Origin of the sequence: Sphingopyxis sp., from assembly GCF_041916015.1 — a bacterium.
GTDB lineage: Bacteria > Pseudomonadota > Alphaproteobacteria > Sphingomonadales > Sphingomonadaceae > Sphingopyxis.
This window is the reverse complement of the sequence record NZ_JAYSAH010000019.1, coordinates 1-18,938: the sequence shown is the minus strand read 5'-3', so window position 1 is coordinate 18,938 and position 18,938 is coordinate 1. Positions and strand designations below refer to the sequence as shown.

The window sequence follows — 18,938 nt, the reverse complement described above, 5'->3', positions numbered from 1 at the left end:
GGTCGATTCAGAATTACTTCGTTCGTTATAAGCTGCGGCACATAACGCCCGCGTCAGCCCTCGATCTTCGAGAAATCCGCGACGCCATGCACCGCGCCGGTAAATCGCGCGAGCAGGCCGAGGCGATAGGCGCGCACCGCTTCGTCGGGATCGTTGACCATCACGCCCTCGAAAAAGGCGTCGATCGGCGCGCGCAGGCTGGCGAGCGCCGCCATCGCGTCGGTGAAGCGTTCTTCGGTGACGGCGGCGGAGGCCGCGGGTTCGGCGGTGTCGAGCGCGGCGAGCAACGCGGCATCGGCGTCGGTCGGCGCCGCCGCGGCAGCAGTACCGCTCACCTCGCCCGCCTGCTTCAGGATATTCGCCGCTCGCTTGTAGCCCGCGAGCAGATTGGTGCCGTCCTCGGTCGCCATGAACGCCTGCAGCGCCTTCACGCGGTCGAGCAGGCGAACAAGATCATCTTCGCCCCCGAGCGCGAAAACTGCGTCGATCAGGTCATGACGGACACCGGCTTCGCGTTGCTGAACTTTGAGGCGGTCTGCGAAGAAGTTGAGTAGCTCGAGTACATCAGGGCTTTGCTTAGCCTCAAGGTAACGCTTAAAAGTGCCTGCCTCGGGCGTCGGAACCGTAACGACCAATTTTTCGCCAATGTAGATGGCCGTGGCATCGGCTGATGATCTAAATGAAAAGCCGCCCTTATTGCCATCAGCTGGTTTGGGAAGATCAGAGAAACTGATGCCGACCGCAAGTCTCTCAATGTACAGCAGATGCGCCTTCTCGATAGCTTCAACCATACCCAACGAAAGACCGGAAGTTTCTAGCGTGCGCAGGATACCAAGAGCCGCGCGCCGCAGGGCAAACGGATCTTTCGATCCCGTTGGCTTTTCCCCGATAGCAAAGAAGCAAACGACCGTATCCAGCTTATCCGCCAGCGCCACAGCCACCGTCACCGGCGCGATCGGGACGTCATCGCCCTGCCCGACCGGCTTGTAATGGTCGCGGATCGCGTCGGCGACGGCATCGGGCAGGCCTTCGGCGCGGGCGTAATAACCGCCCATCAGGCCCTGTAGCTCGGGGAATTCGCCGACCATTTCGGTGACGAGGTCGGCCTTTGCGAGCTCGGCCGCCTGCCGCGCGAGCGCGGGGTCGCAGTTCGGGACGATGCCTTCGCTCGCAAGCCATTCGGCAAGCTTCGCGACGCGCTCGACCTTGTCGGCGACGGTGCCAAGCTTTTCGTGGAAGGTAATGTTCGCCAGCTTCTCCGCATGCTGCGCGAGCGTCTTCTTCTGGTCCTGTTCCCAGAAAAAGCGCGCATCGGAGAGGCGCGCGGCGAGGACCTTGCGGTTGCCCGCGACGATCTCCGCGCCGCCGTCCTTCGCGTCGATGTTCGCGGTGCAGACAAAGCCGTTGGCGAGCTTGCCGTCGGCGCCGTTCACGACGAAATATTTCTGGTTCACGCGGGCGGTGAGCTGGATGACCTCGGGCGGCACTTCGAGGAAGACTTCGTCGAAGCGGCCGAGCAAGGGCACCGGCCATTCGGTGAGTCCGGCATTCTCGATCACCAGCCCCTCATCCTCGACGAGCGTCAGCCCGGCGTCAGCTGCGGCTTTCGCGGCACCGTCGCGGACGATCGCCTGCCGCTCCTCATGGTCGACGATGACGTGGCACGCACGCAGCTTTTCGGCATAGTCGGCCGCCGATCCGATCGTAATCTCGCCCGGGCAGTGAAAGCGGTGGCCGCGCGTCACGAAACCCGCGGAAATCCCGCTAACTTCACACGCAACCAAGTCTTCGCCGAAGATCGCGACGATGCCCGACAGCGGGCGCACCCAGCGCAGGCTTTCGCTACTCGCGCTGGCCTTGCCCCAGCGCATCGACTTGGGCCACGAAAAGCCGCGGACGATCGCGGGGATCGCCTCGGCGAGCACCTCGGCGGTCGCGCGGCCAGGCTTGTCGATCACGGCGAAGTACACGCCGTCGCGGTCTTCGAGCTGGTCCTGAGTCAGGCCCGTCTTGCGGAGGAAGCCTTCGAGTGCCTGCGGCGGCGCGCTGCTGCGCGGGCCCTTGAGTTCCTCGCTGACCGCTGCAGTCGCTTCGGGCAAACCCTTGGCGATCAGCGCGAGGCGGCGTGGGGTCGACCAGATGGTGAGGTCGCCCGTTTCTAGCCCGGCAGCGCTCAATTGCGCGCGGAACAATTTTTCCAGCTCGGCGCGCGCACCGGCCTGCATCCGTGCCGGAATTTCCTCGCTGCGCAGTTCGAGAAGAAAGTCGGTCACAGCGTCCACCCCGGATATTTTGCGGTCCAGTTTTCGGACTGGCTGTCGATCCACGCCTTGCAGCTGCCCTTGGCGAGGTCGCGGACGCGCGCCATGTAGTTGGCGCGTTCCTGCACACTGATTACGCCGCGCGCCTGCAGCAGGTTGAACAGGTGGCTCGCCTCGATCGCCTGATCATAGGCCGCGAGCGGCACGCCCGCCGCGATCGCGCGCTGGCATTCGGCCTCGGCCGCCTTGAAACCCGCAAATAGCGTGTCGGTGTCGGCAACCTCGAAATTCCATTTCGAGAATTGCCGTTCGTTTTCCAGATACACGTCGCCATAGCTCAGCGCCGCAACGTCGCCGACCGCGTCGGAAAAGCGCAGGTCGTACACATTGTCGACGTTCTGGATATACATGGCGAGGCGCTCGAGCCCGTAGGTGAGCTCGCCCGCGACGGGCTTGCAGTCGAAGCCGCCCATCTGCTGAAAGTAAGTGAACTGGGTGACTTCCATCCCGTCGCACCAGACTTCCCAGCCCAGGCCCCACGCGCCGAGCGTCGGCGATTCCCAATCGTCCTCGACGAAGCGGATATCGTGGAGCAGCGGGTCGATGCCGATCGCGGCGAGGCTGCCCAGATACTGCTCCTGCAGGTCGGCGGGCGACGGCTTCAGGATCACTTGATACTGGTAATAATGCTGGAGCCGGTTCGGGTTCTCACCATAGCGGCCGTCGGTCGGGCGGCGGCTCGGCTGGACATAGGCGACGTTCCACGGCTCGGGACCAAGGCTGCGCAGCGTCGTCGCGGGGTGAAAGGTGCCCGCCCCGACGCGCATGTCATAAGGCTGAAGAATCGCACAGCCGCGCGCGCTCCAATAGGCATGCAGCGTCAGGATCATGTCCTGAAAGCTGAGGACTTTCTTTTCCGCCCTTTCGGTCACCTTTTCCCCGTCTTTCGCAGGTGCAACAATCTCTGCCGCCCTTGGCGCAGCGGCGCCGCGTGGTCAAGGACCGCTGCGTCGATATGGCGCGCCCGCCTCACATCCGTGTCATCCTTCCATTGCAAAATGGAAAGCGTTATTGACATAGTCAACGAATCATGTCATTTAGTCAATAACAGCTGACACAATGTCATGCTTTGATGACCAGAGGTGATGCATGGAGAACCGGCTGAAGGTGCTTCGGGCGATGCGGAACTGGAGCCAGGCCGAACTGGCCGACCGGCTCGACGTATCGCGGCAGGCAGTGAATGCGATCGAAACGGGCAAATACGACCCATCGCTGCCGCTCGCCTTCAAGCTCGCCCGGCTTTTCGAGATGCCGATTGAGGAGATTTTCGACGATGGTTTTGAAGGAAACGGCCATGACTGACGGCAAGACCGCCAAGCAGCCGATGTCGCCGCGCCGGAAGCGCTACTGGTTCTCGCTCGGCTTTGCAGCGGTGATCGGCGGCATCATCGGCGGATGGATGACCGCGGACCAACCGCACGATCGGGCAGCGATCGAGTTACTGAGCAATGGCGCCCTCACGCCGGGTTTCGCAATCGGCGCTGCGATCACATGGTCGCTCGGCCTGGCGATCGCGATGATCTTCTATCATCGTTCGATCGACGATCATGAAGAACATGCGTGGGTGTGGGCGAGTACCTGGGGATGGTATGCCTTCATCTTCACCACGCCGGTATGGTGGGTGCTCCACCGCGCCGCGCTGGCACCCAGCCCCAACGCCATGCTGCTGTTCCTGCTGTCGATGGCCGTGAACCTCGCGGTCTATCTCTGGCTCAAATTCCGCTGACTTTCCCCTCCCCTTCCCTGCTTAATCCGGCCATAAGGCCATGACTGAAAGGTGTTTTTCGATGAAAAGCTGGTTCAAGACATTCGTTGCCGGCAGCGCGGTCATCCCCTTTGCGGCCTGCACGCTGGTGCCCGGCAATACCGTCTTCGCCAAGGAGCCGGAGGCCGCGGCCACAACGATGGCCGCCGCGAAGCCCGGCATGTGGACGGTCAAGGACGCCGACACGACCATCTATCTCTTCGGCACCGTGCATGTGCTGAAGCCCGGCCTCGGCTGGTTCGACGGCGCCGTGAAGAAGGCGTTCGACAAGTCGGACGAGCTGGTGCTCGAAATGGTGCTGCCCGAGGATCAGGCGGAGGCCGCGAAGGTCACCATGCCGCTCGCGATGGACAAGAGCGGCACGACCCTGTCGGCCAAGCTCGATCCCGACGCGCTCAAGGCCTATCAGGCGGCGCTTACCAGCCTCGGCGTCCCGGTCGCCGCATTCGATGCCTTCAAGCCCTGGTTCGCCGCGGTCACCCTGTCGGTCCTGCCGCTGACCAAGCTCGGCTATGATCCGACGCAGGGCGCCGAGATGCAGCTCACCGCCGCCGCCAAGACAGCGACCAAGCCGATTTCGGGCTTCGAGACGCTCGAAGAGCAGCTCGGCTTCTTCGACGCGCTTCCCGAGGACGGCCAGATCGCCTTCCTCAATGCCACGGTGAAGGATGTCGACAAGCTGGGTCCGCAGCTCGACACGATGGTGACCTTGTGGAGCAAGGGCGACACCGTCAATCTCGCCAATACGATGAACGAGAGCATGTCGGCGACCCCCGAGTTGACCAAGATCCTGCTCTGGGACCGCAACGCGCGCTGGGCCGACCAGATCAAGGCACGGCTCGACAAGCCCGGCACGGTCTTCGTCGCGGTCGGCGCAGGCCATCTCGCAGGCCAGAAGAGCGTCCAGGACTATCTGAAGGAACGCGGCCTGAAAGTGACGCGGGTCCAGTGACGCCTGCCGGGACCGCCATTCCCAAAACGAAGGGTCGCCGCCTTGCGGCGGCCCTTCTGCCGTTGCTGCTCGCCGCATGCCAGACGCAGCCGGAGGTGGAGGCACGGCCGGCGATGTGGCTGGTCGAAGATGCCGACACGCATATCTATATGCTGGGCACGATGCACGCCCTGCCCGCGGGGACCGACTGGGACCGCGGCAAGGTCGCCGATGCGATCGGCGCGGCGGACGAACTGATGCTCGAACTCTCGCCGCGCGAGCTCGCCGCCGCGGGCGAGATATTTCGGGAACTCGCCCCGCGCAGCGCGCCGCTGGCGATGAAGGCGCGGCTGTCGGGGCCGGCGCTCGCGGGCTATCGCGCGATCGAGGGCGATGGCGACTTCGGCGGCGACACGCTCGACGACTGGGCGGTCCTCGTCCAGATGGGCCAGCGCGTCGCGCAGCGCGCCGAACTGTCACCCGCCGACGGCGTCGAGGCGGGGCTGACCGCCGCCTTTCAAAAGGCCGGCAAGCCGATCAGCGGGCTCGAAAGCGCGCGGACGCAGCTGATGCTGTTCGAGACGCTCGACCCCGCGACCCAGCGCGCTTTGCTCGTCCAGGCCGCTGAAAATGCGGCGCATGCCCAAAGCGACGTACTCGCAATGACCGCCGCCTGGTCGCGCGGCGATGCCGACGCACTGGCGAAGGTCGTGAACGAGGACGTCGATAAGGTTCCTGCGGCGCGCAAGGCGATCATCACCGACCGCAACGGGCGCTGGACCGCGTGGGTGAAGCGGCGGATGGACCGGCCCGGCACCGTGCTGATGGCGGTGGGCGCCGGACATCTGGTGGGCGACGACGGCGTGCCGGCGATGCTGGCGGCTGAGGGATACAGGGTGGTCCGGGCACAGTAGCGCTTGCGAATATCGGGTCCGGCGGAGCGCCGAGGTCCGCAGCCAAGGTCACCCGAGCTACCGCTGACAATTGACCAAATTGCCAGCGGCCTGGCTCCATCATTTACGGCCGAACAGTCGCTCCACGTCCGCCATCTGCAACTTCACCCACGTCGGCCGCCCGTGGTTGCACTGCCCCGAGTGGGGCGTGACCTCCATCTGGCGAAGCAGCGCGTTCATCTCGGCGACGTTCAGCGTCCGCCCCGCGCGCACCGAGCCGTGGCACGCCATCGTCGCGGCGACGAGTTCGAGCTTTTCCGACAGGCCGAGCGCCGCGTCGTAGCCCGCGAGATCATCGGCGATATCGGTAACGAGCTTGTGGCAATCGATCGGCCCGAGCATCGCGGGGGTCGCGCGCACCATCACCGCGGCGGGGCCGAAGCGTTCGAGTTCGACGCCGAGCGCGGCAAGCTGCGGCGACGCGGCTTCGAGCCGGTCGCACGCGGGCTCGTCGAGTTCGACGACCTCGGGCAGCAGCAAGCCCTGTGACTGCACCGCCTGTCCGCCCATGCCGCGGCGGAGCTGTTCGAGCACGAGGCGTTCGTGCGCGGCGTGCTGATCGACGATGACGAGGCCGTCCTCGGCTTCGGCGACGATATAGGTCTTCGCGATCTGCCCTCGCGCGATGCCGAGCGGATGTTCGTCGGCCTGCGGCGGTGCGATTTCGGCCACCTCGGCGCGCCCCGCGATCGGCGCGGCGGAGGCAAACGGCACCAGCCGGTCATAGACGCGCGCGACATCCTCGCCCGGCGGCGGCGCGTCGGTGCCGAACAGATGCACCGCGGGCTCGGTCCGGCGGCCGAAGAGGAAGCCGGTCGCGGGCTCAGGGGGGCGCAGCGGCTCCTGCTGCCACGCGGCGAGCGCGGCCTCGGCGGGGCGCTGGACGCTGCGGAAGCCATGCTCGTCGAGCGCCCGGCGGAGCCCCCCCACGATCATCCCGCGGATGAGCTGCGGGTCGCGGAAACGCACTTCGGTCTTCGCGGGATGGACGTTCACGTCGACCTCGCTCGTCGGAATGTCGAGGAACAGCGCCACGACCGGATGGCGGTCGCGTGCGAGCAGGTCGGCGTATGCGCCGCGCAAGGCGCCCACCAGCAGCCGGTCTTTCACCGGGCGGCCGTTGACGAACAGATATTGATGATCGGCGATGCCGCGGTTGTAGGTCGGCAGGCTGATCACGCCGCCGAGATGCACCTCGCCGCGGTCGAGATCGACGCCGATGCTGTTCGCGGCGAGTTCGCGCTGGGTCAGCGCGGCGACGCGCGCGAGCCGGTCCTGCCCGCCCTGCACGTCGAGCACGCGGCGCCCGTCATGTTCGACGGCGAAGGCGATATCGGGCCGCGCCATCGCGAGCCGCTTCACGACGTCGAGGCAGGCGGCATATTCGCTGCGCCCGCTGCGCAGAAACTTGCGCCGCGCCGGAACGCGCGCGAACAGATCCTCGACGAGGACGCGGGTGCCCTTCGCAAGCGCCGCCGGTCCTTCGGCCGCGACCGCGCCATTGTCGACGACGCGCTTCCACCCGTCGCCGCCCGCCACCCGACTTTCGAGCGTCAGCCGCGCGACGCTGGCGATCGAGGGCAGCGCCTCGCCGCGGAAGCCCAGCGTCGTCACATCCTCGATCGCGTCGTCGGGCAGCTTCGACGTGGCGTGGCGTTCGAGCGCGAGCGCCATGTCGGCGGCGGTCATGCCGCAGCCGTCATCCTCGACCTCCAGCCGCGATATTCCGCCCTCGGCGATTCGCACCGAAATGCGAGTCGCACCGGCGTCGATGGCGTTTTCAACCAGTTCTTTCAGCGCCGCGGCGGGTCTTTCAACCACTTCACCGGCTGCGATCCGATTTACGAGCTTTTCCGGCAGGCGGCGTATTGACATAAAGCCTCTCCTAGCGCAGTCGGACGCAAATCGCGACCCACCCGCACAGCCCGCATCATTTTGTCCAGCCACTCCTGACGGACGAGCCGGAATCTCCCCCTGATTGTAGCTGTCGCCGGCCGGGCACGCGGATATAATTGCGACAGGGGCGGCGGTCCATTCAGGGCCGGCGGCGCCGATGACAGGAAACAGTGTAGATGTCCTTCTTTTCCCGGTTTCTGAAATTCAACTCCCAAGACATGGCGATCGACCTCGGCACCGCGAACACGGTGGTCTATGTGCGCGGCAAGGGCATCGTGCTCAACGAGCCTTCGGTGGTCGCGGTCGAGACGCTGAACGGGATCAAGCGGGTGAAGGCGGTCGGCGACGACGCCAAGCTGATGATGGGCAAGACCCCCGACAGCATCGAGGCGATCCGCCCGCTGCGCGACGGCGTCATCGCCGACATCGACGTCGCCGAGCAGATGATCAAGCACTTCATCACCAAGGTGCACGGCGGCAAGCCCAACGCCTTCCGCAGCCCCGAAATCGTGATCTGCGTCCCCTCGGGCTCGACGAGCGTCGAACGCCGCGCGATCCGCGACGCCGCGTCGAACGCGGGCGCGAGCGAAGTGTGGCTGATCGAGGAACCGATGGCGGCCGCGATCGGCGCCGACATGCCGGTGACCGAACCGATCGGGTCGATGGTCGTCGATATCGGCGGCGGCACGACCGAAGTCGCGGTGCTCTCGCTCCGCGGCCTCGCCTACACAACCTCGGTTCGCGCGGGCGGCGACAAGATGGACGAGGCGATCGTCTCCTATGTCCGCCGACACCATAATCTGCTGATCGGCGAAGCGACCGCCGAGCGGATCAAGAAGGATTTCGGAATCGCGCGCATCCCGGCCGACGGCGTCGGCATGACGATCCACATCAAGGGCCGCGACCTCGTCAACGGCGTGCCGAAGGAAATCTCGATCAACCAGGCGCAGATCGCCGAGGCGCTGTCCGAACCGATCGGCACGATCGTCGAGGGCGTGCGCATCGCGCTCGAGAACACGGCGCCCGAACTCGCGGCCGACATCGTCGACCAGGGCATCGTCCTCACCGGCGGCGGCGCGCTGATCGCCGAGCTCGACGAGTTGCTGCGCGACGCGACCGGCCTACCGGTCACGGTCGCCGAGGACCCGCTGACCTGCGTCGCGATCGGCACCGGCCGCGCGATGGAAGATCCGGCCTTCCGCGGCGTGCTGCAGCAAGCCTGATCGAAGGCTTCTGACTCATGGTCCGCCCGGCACATCGGCGTCCGGGGCAATCCCGAAAGGCTCAGTACAGCCTGTTCGCTGCCTATGTCATTGCGGTGACCGGGGCGGTGGCGGGCTTGCTGCTGGCGATCCTGTCGGTCGCTGACCCCGTCGGATTCGCCCAGCTTCGCCTCGCCAGCCAGGAGGTGACGGCGCCGGTAGCGCGCGCCACCCGGTCGGTGATCGGCTCGATCTCCGGCATCGACGATGCCGTGTCGGCCTATGTCGGCGCGGGGTCGCAGAACCGGCGGCTGCGCAAGGAGCTCGCCGAGACGCGGCGGCAGCTCGTCGCGACCAGCTCGCTGCAGGAAGAGAATCGCCAGTTGAAGGCGCTGCTCAAGCTGCAGGAAACCGACAAGAGCGCGATCGCCAACGGCTATCTCCTCACCTCGACCTCGACGAGCAGCAAGCGCATCGCTCTGCTCAGCATCGGCCGCAATCTCGGCGTCGCGGCCGGACAGCCGGTGCGCGGTGCCGACGGGCTGATCGGACGCGTGCTGGGGTCGGGACCATCGGTGTCGCAGGTATTGCTGATCACCGACATCGACACGATCGTCCCCGTCCGCCGCGCGCGCGATGGCCTGCCCGCGCTTGCCTATGGCCGCGGCAACGGCGACCTCGACGTCCGCACGCTCAATATCGCGAACAATCCGTTCAAGCCCGGCGACATCCTCGTCACCTCAGGTACAGGCGGCCTCTATCCGCCCAACATCCCGGTCGCGATCGTCGTGCGCCGCCAGAATGACGGCGCGCTCGCCCGCCCGCTCGCCGACCCGGCAAAGGTCGATGCGGTGTCGGTGCTGCGTCCTTATACACCGGAAGACGCCGAAGCGCAGTTGCTGAAGCCTGCGCCGGGCGCCATCCCCGAAGTCCCGAAGGCGCCATGACCCCGAAGGGACCCCGCCTCGGCGAGCCGGCCTCGCGCTGGCGGATGCTTGTCGTGCCGATCGCGAGCGTGATGGTCGCCTCGGCGCTGCCGCTGATGCTGCCGCTCGTCGCAAGCTCGCCGGTGCTGCCGCCGCTCGGCTTGCTCTTCTTCCTGTCGTGGCAACTGCTCAGGACCGAGATGTGGCCGGTGTGGATCGGCCTGCCGCTCGGCCTGTGGGACGATCTGTTCAGCGGTGCGCCGATCGGCACCGCGGTCTTCCTGTGGACCGCCGCCAGCATCGCGATCGCCTATCTCTCGCAGCGCATCTATTGGCGCGGTTTTTTTCACGACTGGGCGATTGGCGCTTTACTTGTCGCGATCATCCAGGCTCTCGCGGCGCTGCTCACGCATCCCCACGCCGCAACGGGACGTGTTCTGGGGCTCGTCGCGCCGCAGATCATCGTTTCGGTCCTCCTCGTTCCGCTCTTCCTTCGCTTGACGGGGAAGTTTGACAATTTCCGCCTGAAACGCAGATAAATTCGCTCGATGTTCGGCAAGAAGAGCCCACCCATTACCGAAGCCTGGAGGGGCATCACCTTCACCCGCCGCGCGATCGTCGTCGGCGGCGCGCAGACAGCGTTGTTCGGCGCGCTCGCGGCGCGCATGGCCTATATCTCGGTCGTCGATAACGAACGCTATGTGCTTCAGTCGGAAAGCAATCGCGTCAATCTGACGCTCGTTCCGCCGCGCCGCGGGTGGATCGTCGACCGCCACGGCAAGGCGCTCGCCAACAACCGCGTTTCGCTGCGCGTCGACATCATTCCCGACCGCCTCCACAACAAGGATCTGGTGCTCGGGCAATTGAAGACGCTGCTGCGGCTCGACGGCGACGCGATGGAGCGGATCGAGCGCGACCTGAAAGCCGCATCGGGCTTTCAGCCGGTCGCGGTCGCCGAGGACATGACCGAGCAGGAATATAGCTCGATCCTCGTCCACCTCCCCGAGCTTCCCGGCATCGCGCCGCAGCGCGGCTTTGCACGCAACTATCCGACCGGCGCCGCGGTCGGCCATCTGATCGGCTATGTCGGCGCACCGACCGCCGAGGAATATGAGAAGGTCAAGGACCCGCTTTACATCACACCCGGCTACAAGACCGGCAAGGACGGGCTCGAGAAATATTTCCAGACCATGCTGCGTGGCAAGCCCGGCGCCAAGCGCGTCGAAGTCACCGCGCGCGGCAAGGTGGTGCGCGAACTGTCGACCCAGCCCGACACGCAGGGTAAGACCGTCCATCTGACGATCGATGCCGACCTGCAGGAATATGCCGCGCGGCGCATGGGCCCCGAATCCGGCGCGGCGATCGTCATCGACACGCTGACCGGCGACATCCTCGCCTTCGTTTCGATGCCGAGCTTCGACCCGAACAGCTTTTCGGACGGGATCAGCAATTCGGAATATAGCTGGCTGCGCGCCGACGATCACCAGCCGCTGATCAACAAGGCGACGCGCGGCCTCTATCCGCCGGGATCGACGCTGAAGCCGATGGCCGCGATCGCCGCGATCGGCCATGGCATCGATCCCAGCGAGCGCCACACCTGCATCGGCGGCTACCGCCTCGGTAACCGTTTCTTCCGCTGCCTCGGCACGCACGGCAGCCTCGACATGCCGCATGCGATCATGAAGAGTTGCAACAGCTATTTCTACTGGGTTGCCGACCGGCTGGGCTATGACGCGATCGCACCGACCGCACGCCTGATGGGGCTCGGCGAGGAATTCCAGCTTGCGGGCAGCAACCAGCGGTTCGGGACGATCCCCGACAGCGCGTGGAAGATGAAGAAATACCACCAACCCTGGTCGGCGTCGGATTCGCTGAACGCCGTGATCGGCCAAGGCTATGTCAGCGTGAATCCGCTCCAGCTCGCGGTCATGGCCTCGCGCATCGCCTCGGGCCGCAGCCTCTATCCGCGCCTCGTCAACCGGCACTTCAAGAACGATCCCCTCCCCTTCTCCGCCGAGGCGCTCGCCACCGCGCGGCTGGGCATGGACCTCGTGGTCAACGGGCCGGGAGGGACCGCCGGGCGCAGCCGCCTGCCGCTCGACGGGATTACGATGGCGGGCAAGACCGGCACCGCGCAGGTGCGCGGGCTCAACACCGGCAACGGCAAGGGCGGGACGTGGAAATTTCGCGACCACGGCCTGTTCATCGGCTTCGCGCCCGTCGACGATCCCCGCTACGCCATATCGGTCATCATCGAGCACGGCATGGGCGGCAGCCGCGCCGCCGCGCCGGTCGCGAAGGACATCTTCACTTTCATCTACGATCGCGAAAAGGGGATGGAGGCGCTCGAAACCTTCGAGGCCGGCTGGGGCGGCACGATCAAGGATCGCATGGACCGCAGCTATGCCGCGTGGAAGGCCGGCATTGCAGCGCCCGATCCGGGGCTCGCGCAATGATCCCCGTTCCGCCCGCCATCCAGCGCATCCCGTGGAAGCTGATCGCGCTGCTGAGCTCGATCGTCGTCTTCGATCTCCTCGTCCTCTATTCGGCGGCGGGCGGCAGCTGGTCGCCCTGGGCATGGCAGCAGGGCGTGCGTTTCCTCGTCTTCCTCGCCATCATGCTGGGCATCAGCCGCATGCCGCTCCGGATATTCGAGGACTTCTCCTATCTCGGCTATCTCGGCGTGCTGCTGTTGCTCGTCGCGGTGGAATTGCTGGGGTTCGTCGGCGGCGGCAGCCAGCGATGGCTCAACCTCGGTTTCATGAACCTTCAGCCGTCAGAACTGATGAAGGTCGCGATCGTCCTTGCGCTTGCACGCTTCTACGCGCAGCTGCCGCCGGGCAACACGCGTACCTTCACCGCGCTCTGGCCCGCGCTCGCGGCGATCGGCGTTCCCGCCGCGCTCGTCATGCTCCAGCCCGACCTCGGCACCGCGCTCGCGATCTGCATCGGCGGCGTGGTGGTGATGTTTGTCGCCGGCCTGCCCTTCTGGTGGTTCGGCAGCGCCGGCGCCGCGGGCGCCGCGGCGTTGCCGGTACTCTTCTCGATGCTCCACGACTATCAGCAGAAGCGCGTGCTGATCTTCCTCGATCCCGAAAGCGATCCGCTCGGCGCCGGCTATCATATCAGCCAGTCGAAGATCGCGATCGGATCGGGCGGGATCGGCGGCAAAGGCTTCCTCAACGGGTCGCAGAGCCACCTCGACTATCTGCCCGAGGGCCACACCGATTTCATCTTCGCAACGATGGCCGAGGAATGGGGGCTGATCGGCGGGCTCGGCCTGCTCTTCGCCTTCTTCCTGCTGATCCGCTGGGGCACGCGCGTCGCGCTCCGCGCCCGTACCCGCTTCGGTCAGCTCACTGCGGCCGGCCTCACGATGACGATCTTCTTCTACATCGCGATCAACCTGTCGATGGTGATGGGCATGGCGCCGGTGGTCGGTATCCCGCTGCCGCTCTTTTCCTATGGCGGCTCGTCGATGCTGACGATCATGACCTGTGTCGGTATCATCCTGGCGGTCGAAAACGACAGTAAAACCGGCACCCGCCGCTTTCATTGAGAAAAATTTTCGCGAAGGGCATTGCCAAGCGCGCAACCCCATGATAGCGGCGCGCTCTCTTCGCGAGACAGGGAGTTTCCCCGCCCCGCAAAGAATGCCGAAACCGGCATGTGGACGCATAGCTCAGTTGGTAGAGCAGCTGACTCTTAATCAGCGGGTCCTAGGTTCGAGCCCTAGTGCGTCCACCATTTTCCCCCTACTTTTCAATCAGATACTAAGGTCGCCGGATCGGGCGATTGAGAGCATTTTTGTGCTAGGTAGCTCTCTAGGTAGCAGCGCGCTAATTCGGCACTGCGGCTGCTCAGCCTCCGCACATCAGCGTTCACGGTGAAAGATTCATGGCCTGCGCTTTGTCCGACTGCGCTTGTGCGAGTCGTCGTTTCACCTCCCAGCCAGCGCGACTGCTACCCATCTTGCTCCGCACCAGCATCGCACGCTGGGATGGCCGCTTAGAGCCTCAGGCAGCGCGGTGTCATAATGACAGCTAGGTCACCCGAGCTCCGATCCAGATCACCCGGCCGACAATATCGACGCCCTTGCGCGGGATGCCCTGCCAGCTCGGATATGCAGGGTGGTCAGTAAGAACGGTCAGACGGTTCTTCGTTGGGTCGATCGCTATTCGCCTTACGAAGATTTCAGAAGACCCACGGATGGCGTAAAGGCCTTCACGCACGCTTTCCTGGAAGCGAACTCGGCTAATCATAACCTCGTCGCCATTGCAGAGGGTGGGCTCCATCGCCTCGCCAACGATTGGCAAGATTGCGACACTGGCGGGCTGATCACACAGCCGACCGAGCCAAGCCGCATCAACCAGCCGCCATTGTGAGCGTGAATCGTTACCTGTCCCGTTCAGCAAGGGGACTTTGACTATCGAACGCTGCCCGACCGTCGGCCCCTCCTTTCCACCGAGCTTCTCTACGGGCACGTCAAAATGCAATGCCAGCAGCGCTATATCGCTTTGGTCAAGGCGGACTGGAGAACCTCGTTTAATGAACTGCTGGATGTATGCCGAGTTTCTCCCGAGGAGGCGCGAAATTGATGCGTAGGTCTCTCCTCGCTCGCTGATTAGGCCATCCAACGCCTCCCGCGGCCCCATCCTATCATCTCCTTCGATTTCCTACCTCACTATCACATGCCGGAGGACGAATCCTAGTCGGACAGCCCCGACAAGGTCAGTAGGGCAAGCGAAAGAAACAAACGTCGTACGGGAGCACAATGCCACGGCACCTGCGCTACTGGGTCGGCCTCGACGCCGGCCACTTGGAGACTGCGGTCTGCCTCGTCGATGTCGAAGGACACGTTTTCTTCGAGGCAATGACTGAGACCCGCGCTGCTCCGATAAGAGATATCCTTCGACGGTTCGGCGTTGAGCCTGTCCAGTCTATTACGATCGAGGCCGGTGTCGGCACTCAAATGGTTCGGGATCTCCGTTCATTCGGGTTTCCCGTTCAAGTCGTCGACGTTCGCAAATCAAGCAAATTCCTGGCGATCCGACGTCAAAAGACTGATGCGAATGATGCCAAAGGTCTCGCTGAGCTTGGCCGACTGGCGCAGTCCTTCGGTCCCCATGTTTTCATCAAACCGGTGGAGCACCAGGACATCCGGATAATGATCAACATCCGTCGAACCCTGCTAAAGCATCGAGCCAGGACGGATGCGCTGCTCCAGTCCATATTCAGATTGCACGGTGCCAGTATCAAGCTCCTGCATGGGCGAGGATCGCTCGCAGCTGAAGTCGCGAATCAACTCAGGCTTTTGAGGACCAACGGCGTGACGATCCGCGTCGATTTGGATCCCCTGGTCAGGATGGGAGAAGAACTGCGCTCTCATATCTGGGATATGGATCGAAAGATGCGCACAATGGCCGCCAGCATCCCGGTTTGCGCCAGATTTCAGACGATTCCTGGCGTTGGGACAATTACAGCGCTGTCATTTTACAGCGCCGTCGGAGACCCGTACCGCTTTAGAAGCAATCAAGATGTCGGGCCTTATCTCGGCCTAACGCCCAATCTGTATCAATCCGGCGCCACCGCGCGCCGCGGCCGGATCAGCCGTTACGGAAACAAGCTGACCAGGTCGCACCTAATCACGGCAGCCACCGTGCTGCTTCGCACAATCAAAACCGAAAGTTCATTGCGTACTTGGGGCCTCCGGCTGGCAACAAAGATCGGATTTCTCAAGGCTCGCGTTGCCGTCGCAAGGAAGCTCGCTGTGATCATGATGGCAATGTGGAAGACGGGCGCCTCGTTTGATCCAGACAAATCGAAACCGCGGTTCCTCCAGCCGGAGGAGGCAGGCTTGGACCCCGCACGTATTTCTGGGACCAAGATCCCGTTGTAGGTAATTGGGCCAAGCCTGCCGTCTGATCCCGCCGCCGGGGGCCTTCTGTAAAGGGTCGAACCTGACGCATTATCCGCTAATTCACCGATAGGGCATCAAGCATGACACATTATGTGCCCATGGGCAGCAATGCGGGCCGAACAGCAACGCCGCCGATCGCTGCCATGTATCGGCCGCGACGTTAGTTTGAGAGCGCGACTGCCGGGAACGCCAGATTACGCGCGAGATTCTCAATTTTGTCGCGCCATGCCAGCTTTTCTAGCCATGATCGGCGGATCGACGATGCGCCGTAAATTGCGCCAGCCAACTGCCCGGCAATTGCGGCAGTAGTGTCGGCATCCTCACCGAGGTTGGCTGCCAACAGCACTGCGTCGTCGAAGCTCGTCGTGTTTGCCACGGACCAGATCGCTGCTTCGAGGCTGTGCGCGACGAATCCGCTGCTCGCAATCTGATCGCGTGCTTTCCCGCGCCAGCTACCGGCCATGATTGGACCGACCTCCGGTCCATATTCGCCCGAGGGAACCGCCAGTGCTTCCTCAAAGTCGGCACCTAGGATAGCCGCCCGCAAGACCAGTGCATACGCTTCACAGGCCTCGAGGCACGCATCTGCAGCGTGCGTGGTCATGCTCTGTAGGCGGGCTACTCGTGTCACTACTGCGGGATCTTGCTGTATCCCCCAGATCGCGACTGGCGCGAGCCTCATTAGTGAGCCGTTGCCTGCTGAGTACGGATCGGTCGAGCCGGCAATCGGGTCGCCCGTTTCCTCGAACCGAGAAAGGGCCTGCCGGGTTGCGATCCCGATATCAAAACAACTGCCCGTGGGACTGAAGGCGCCGTTCCTCCACCAATCGACAAAGCGCCGTTGTGCTTCTCCCGGCTCAAACGCCGAGCCCTTGGCCGCGCTGGCGAGCAGAGCTTCTCCCAGCGCAAGGGCCATGGAGGTGTCATCGGTCCAGGTCCCGGCATCCAAGCCGAATGGCCCTCCCCCGACCATGTCCGTGATGTGGGCATAGCTGTCGCGCGGCTTGAACTCGAGCGTCGCCCCCACAGCATCTCCGACCGCCAGTCCAACCAAACAGCCATATGAGCAATCATAGATACGCTCGATCTCTCGCAAGTGATCTTCTTGTGCCTTCGTCTCAATGGCGCCAGGCCTGACGCCACGAACGTGAGCGATTGCACCACTAGCGTCAGCAAGGCCAAGTTCGATGAGCAGTCTCGCCGCCACTGTGCCGGCTCGGCCCAGCCCTCCCCGGCAATGGATAAAGACGCTTTTCCCGTCGGTGAGTAGACTGCGCAGCCGGGCTCCGGCCGTGTGCCATCGTTGCTCGAATTCCTCGCCAGGAGCGGTGACGTCGGGGATTGGGAGATGAAACCATTCCATCCCACGCGCAGCAACCGCAGTCTCCAGGTCTGCGACCCCCAGCAGCTCCATCTCGTGCTTCTCAATCAGAGAGACGACAGCGGCAGCCCCCCACCCACGCACCGCGTCTAGATCGGTCGCAAGATCACGCTTCCAGGTAAAGCCAGCGAGCGCAGGCCCTTGTTTTCCTGGACAGAAGGATATGCCGATGCGTCCTGATGCGGCCGGAAGTGTAGGGATCTGGATCGGATCAGTGGTGCTTGTTCGAATATTTCTGCTCATCGCGCTTTGATATGACCCATGTACGACATTATCGGTCGCATGCCCCAAAGGCGTCAGAAAAGGTATTGGTTAGCGCAAGGAGGCAGCCGGGCTTTCATCCGGCTGTTGCCTTTTGGGGTTTAGGTTGGCCCGTCTTCCCAGACGGAGAGACCCGGATTTGCAAATGCCCGGTCTCCGTTCTGCGTGAGTCAAAGCCGCCGGCCTTCTCGACCAGGTCGCTCAGCTTGCTTTCACCATAAGTTCGGGGGTCAAAGTCTGAGGCGAGCGCTGCGAGGCGTTGGCCCACCCGCCCTAGAGGCACCCAGCCCCCTTCATCATCGAGCTGTGAGATGGCAGTTCGGATCAAGGGTGCGGCAGCAGTGGGCGACTTCTTTACGCTAGCCGGACGGGTATCCAGTCGGCCAAGTTCATCTGACGTTTGCGCCTCCGGCAGTAGGTTCTCGGTGTAGATGAAACGGCGACAGGCTTGCCGGAAGCTCTCGGGAGTTTTCTGCTCTCCGAAGCCGTAGACATCGATCCCCTGCTCACGGATACGCGAGGCCAGCCCGGTAAAATCACTGTCGGAAGAGACAAGGCAAAACCCGTCGAACCGACCGGTATGCAAAAGATCCATCGCGTCGATGACCAAAGCGATATCCGAAGCATTCTTGCCGCTGGTGTACGCAAAGTTCTGGTGCGCCTTGATCGCATGCGTGGCGAGAACGTCGGCCCATGATTTAAGCCTAGTCCCGGAGAAATCGCCGTAAATGCGGCGAACACTTGCCTCACCGATCTTGGCAATCTCTTCAAAAAGGCGCGGTGCGATCCGGGAGGATGCATTATCTGCGTCAATCAAGACAGCAAGCCGTGGGGTGCGAGGTTCATTAGCCATTTTGCACCATTGCCTTGATATCCATTAATCAGCCGATAAAACTTGCAAGGCGGCGGCTGACAATGGCCTGATCTTGATGGGTCCTGAGCAGGCGCTTGGCCCTATCGTGCGCGAATTCATCCACATTGAGAACGACTAAACTGTAGCCATGCCTCGGCAGCAAGTCGGCGCGGCGCTCATCATATCGTCGGCGCTGTTCGCCCCGAGGTACCCCGGAAACCGTTGGCTTATCGTCGAAGAATCCGACACGTTCGCGGTGTTGGCGCTCATGATATTCCACGACGAGGCCAAGAGCAGGATAGAATCCGTCGACAGGCAGCGGCTTTCGGTAACCACGCCGATCTGGATCGCCGGTAAGAAACTCAAAGCAGTGCTGCCGGACGGCCTTCAGCCTGGTGACACGCCTCGAAGAGGAGACCCGGATCGGCAAGGGCGGGACCCTGGCGGCGCAGCTGTCGCGGCTCGACCTGGTGGTGCTCGACGAGCTTGGATATCTGCCGTTCGCACGCTCGGGAGGACAGTTGCTGTT

General features: G+C 63.7%; 16 protein-coding genes, 1 tRNA gene and 1 pseudogene. 12 read left to right on the top strand and 6 right to left on the bottom strand.

Annotation, left to right across the window (positions count from 1 at the left end; genetic code table 11):
- Nucleotides 1–53: 53 nt before the first annotated feature.
- Together glyS and ACE3SL_RS02930 are read right to left on the bottom strand one after the other, a co-directional pair.
- On the bottom strand, nucleotides 54–2,273 hold the full coding sequence (gene glyS / locus ACE3SL_RS02935) for a glycine--tRNA ligase subunit beta (RefSeq protein WP_374524265.1): 2,220 nt from the start codon (nucleotides 2,271–2,273) through the stop codon (nucleotides 54–56).
- Nucleotides 2,270–3,151, bottom strand: coding sequence for a glycine--tRNA ligase subunit alpha (locus tag ACE3SL_RS02930; RefSeq protein WP_374524319.1), 882 nt, complete (start codon nucleotides 3,149–3,151; stop codon nucleotides 2,270–2,272). The genes glyS and ACE3SL_RS02930 overlap by 4 nt, the downstream gene beginning before the upstream one ends.
- Nucleotides 3,152–3,410: 259 nt before the next feature.
- Between ACE3SL_RS02930 and ACE3SL_RS02925 the strand changes: the two genes are divergently transcribed.
- The 4 genes from ACE3SL_RS02925 to ACE3SL_RS02910 all read left to right on the top strand — a co-directional run bounded on the left by ACE3SL_RS02925 (nucleotide 3,411) and on the right by ACE3SL_RS02910 (nucleotide 5,931).
- On the top strand, nucleotides 3,411–3,623 hold the full coding sequence (locus ACE3SL_RS02925) for a helix-turn-helix transcriptional regulator (RefSeq protein ID WP_374524264.1): 213 nt from the start codon (nucleotides 3,411–3,413) through the stop codon (nucleotides 3,621–3,623).
- Nucleotides 3,616–4,047 (top strand): hypothetical protein, encoded by a 432-nt coding sequence (locus ACE3SL_RS02920; protein ID WP_374524263.1) that lies wholly within the window; start codon nucleotides 3,616–3,618, stop codon nucleotides 4,045–4,047. The genes ACE3SL_RS02925 and ACE3SL_RS02920 overlap by 8 nt, the downstream gene beginning before the upstream one ends.
- Before the next feature lie 61 nt (nucleotides 4,048–4,108).
- Nucleotides 4,109–5,038, top strand: a complete 930-nt coding sequence (locus tag ACE3SL_RS02915) for a TraB/GumN family protein (RefSeq protein WP_374524262.1) — start codon at nucleotides 4,109–4,111, stop codon at nucleotides 5,036–5,038.
- Entirely contained in the window at nucleotides 5,035–5,931 is an 897-nt protein-coding gene (locus ACE3SL_RS02910; protein WP_374524261.1) for a TraB/GumN family protein, read from the top strand. The genes ACE3SL_RS02915 and ACE3SL_RS02910 overlap by 4 nt, the downstream gene beginning before the upstream one ends.
- 99 nt (nucleotides 5,932–6,030) lie before the next feature.
- Here the strand turns inward: ACE3SL_RS02910 and mutL are convergent, their stop codons facing one another.
- Nucleotides 6,031–7,845 (bottom strand): DNA mismatch repair endonuclease MutL, encoded by a 1,815-nt coding sequence (gene mutL / locus ACE3SL_RS02905; RefSeq protein WP_374524260.1) that lies wholly within the window; start codon nucleotides 7,843–7,845, stop codon nucleotides 6,031–6,033.
- Nucleotides 7,846–8,042: 197 nt separating this feature from the next.
- Here mutL and ACE3SL_RS02900 point away from each other — a divergent pair, with 197 nt between their 5' ends.
- The 6 genes from ACE3SL_RS02900 to ACE3SL_RS02875 all read left to right on the top strand — a co-directional run bounded on the left by ACE3SL_RS02900 (nucleotide 8,043) and on the right by ACE3SL_RS02875 (nucleotide 13,741).
- The gene (locus tag ACE3SL_RS02900; protein WP_215354009.1) at nucleotides 8,043–9,089 is read left to right on the top strand and encodes a rod shape-determining protein; all 1,047 of its coding nucleotides are present in this window, start codon (nucleotides 8,043–8,045) and stop codon (nucleotides 9,087–9,089) included.
- A 17-nt stretch (nucleotides 9,090–9,106) separates the two neighbouring features.
- Nucleotides 9,107–10,015, top strand: a complete 909-nt coding sequence (gene mreC, locus ACE3SL_RS02895; protein ID WP_374524259.1) for a rod shape-determining protein MreC — start codon at nucleotides 9,107–9,109, stop codon at nucleotides 10,013–10,015.
- Entirely contained in the window at nucleotides 10,012–10,533 is a 522-nt protein-coding gene (gene mreD / locus ACE3SL_RS02890; protein WP_374524258.1) for a rod shape-determining protein MreD, read from the top strand. Before mreC ends, mreD begins: the two co-directional genes overlap by 4 nt.
- 9 nt (nucleotides 10,534–10,542) lie before the next feature.
- On the top strand, nucleotides 10,543–12,450 hold the full coding sequence (gene mrdA / locus ACE3SL_RS02885) for a penicillin-binding protein 2 (RefSeq protein WP_374524257.1): 1,908 nt from the start codon (nucleotides 10,543–10,545) through the stop codon (nucleotides 12,448–12,450).
- Complete coding sequence (rodA, locus tag ACE3SL_RS02880; RefSeq protein ID WP_374524256.1) at nucleotides 12,447–13,553, top strand: rod shape-determining protein RodA; 1,107 nt, start codon at nucleotides 12,447–12,449, stop codon at nucleotides 13,551–13,553. The genes mrdA and rodA overlap by 4 nt, the downstream gene beginning before the upstream one ends.
- Nucleotides 13,554–13,665: 112 nt before the next feature.
- Nucleotides 13,666–13,741 (top strand) — tRNA-Lys (locus tag ACE3SL_RS02875).
- A gap of 296 nt (nucleotides 13,742–14,037) precedes the next feature.
- On the opposite strand, the gene ACE3SL_RS02870 is transcribed toward ACE3SL_RS02875, so the two are convergent.
- Entirely contained in the window at nucleotides 14,038–14,649 is a 612-nt protein-coding gene (locus tag ACE3SL_RS02870; RefSeq protein WP_374524255.1) for a helix-turn-helix transcriptional regulator, read from the bottom strand.
- A gap of 119 nt (nucleotides 14,650–14,768) precedes the next feature.
- Here ACE3SL_RS02870 and ACE3SL_RS02865 point away from each other — a divergent pair, with 119 nt between their 5' ends.
- Complete coding sequence (locus ACE3SL_RS02865) at nucleotides 14,769–15,893, top strand: IS110 family transposase (RefSeq protein WP_374524254.1); 1,125 nt, start codon at nucleotides 14,769–14,771, stop codon at nucleotides 15,891–15,893.
- A 181-nt stretch (nucleotides 15,894–16,074) separates the two neighbouring features.
- On the opposite strand, the gene ACE3SL_RS02860 is transcribed toward ACE3SL_RS02865, so the two are convergent.
- Nucleotides 16,075–17,538 carry an ADP-ribosylglycohydrolase family protein gene (locus tag ACE3SL_RS02860; protein ID WP_230187334.1) on the bottom strand — a complete coding sequence of 488 codons (1,464 nt, stop codon included), beginning with the start codon at nucleotides 17,536–17,538 and terminating at the stop codon, nucleotides 16,075–16,077.
- A 94-nt stretch (nucleotides 17,539–17,632) separates the two neighbouring features.
- A complete protein-coding gene (locus ACE3SL_RS02855; RefSeq protein WP_374524253.1) occupies nucleotides 17,633–18,409 on the bottom strand; it encodes an NYN domain-containing protein in 777 nt (258 codons plus the stop codon).
- A gap of 392 nt (nucleotides 18,410–18,801) precedes the next feature.
- On the opposite strand from ACE3SL_RS02855, the pseudogene ACE3SL_RS02850 reads away from it, so the two are divergent.
- Nucleotides 18,802–18,938: pseudogene (locus ACE3SL_RS02850) on the top strand (ATP-binding protein); the annotation flags it as partial.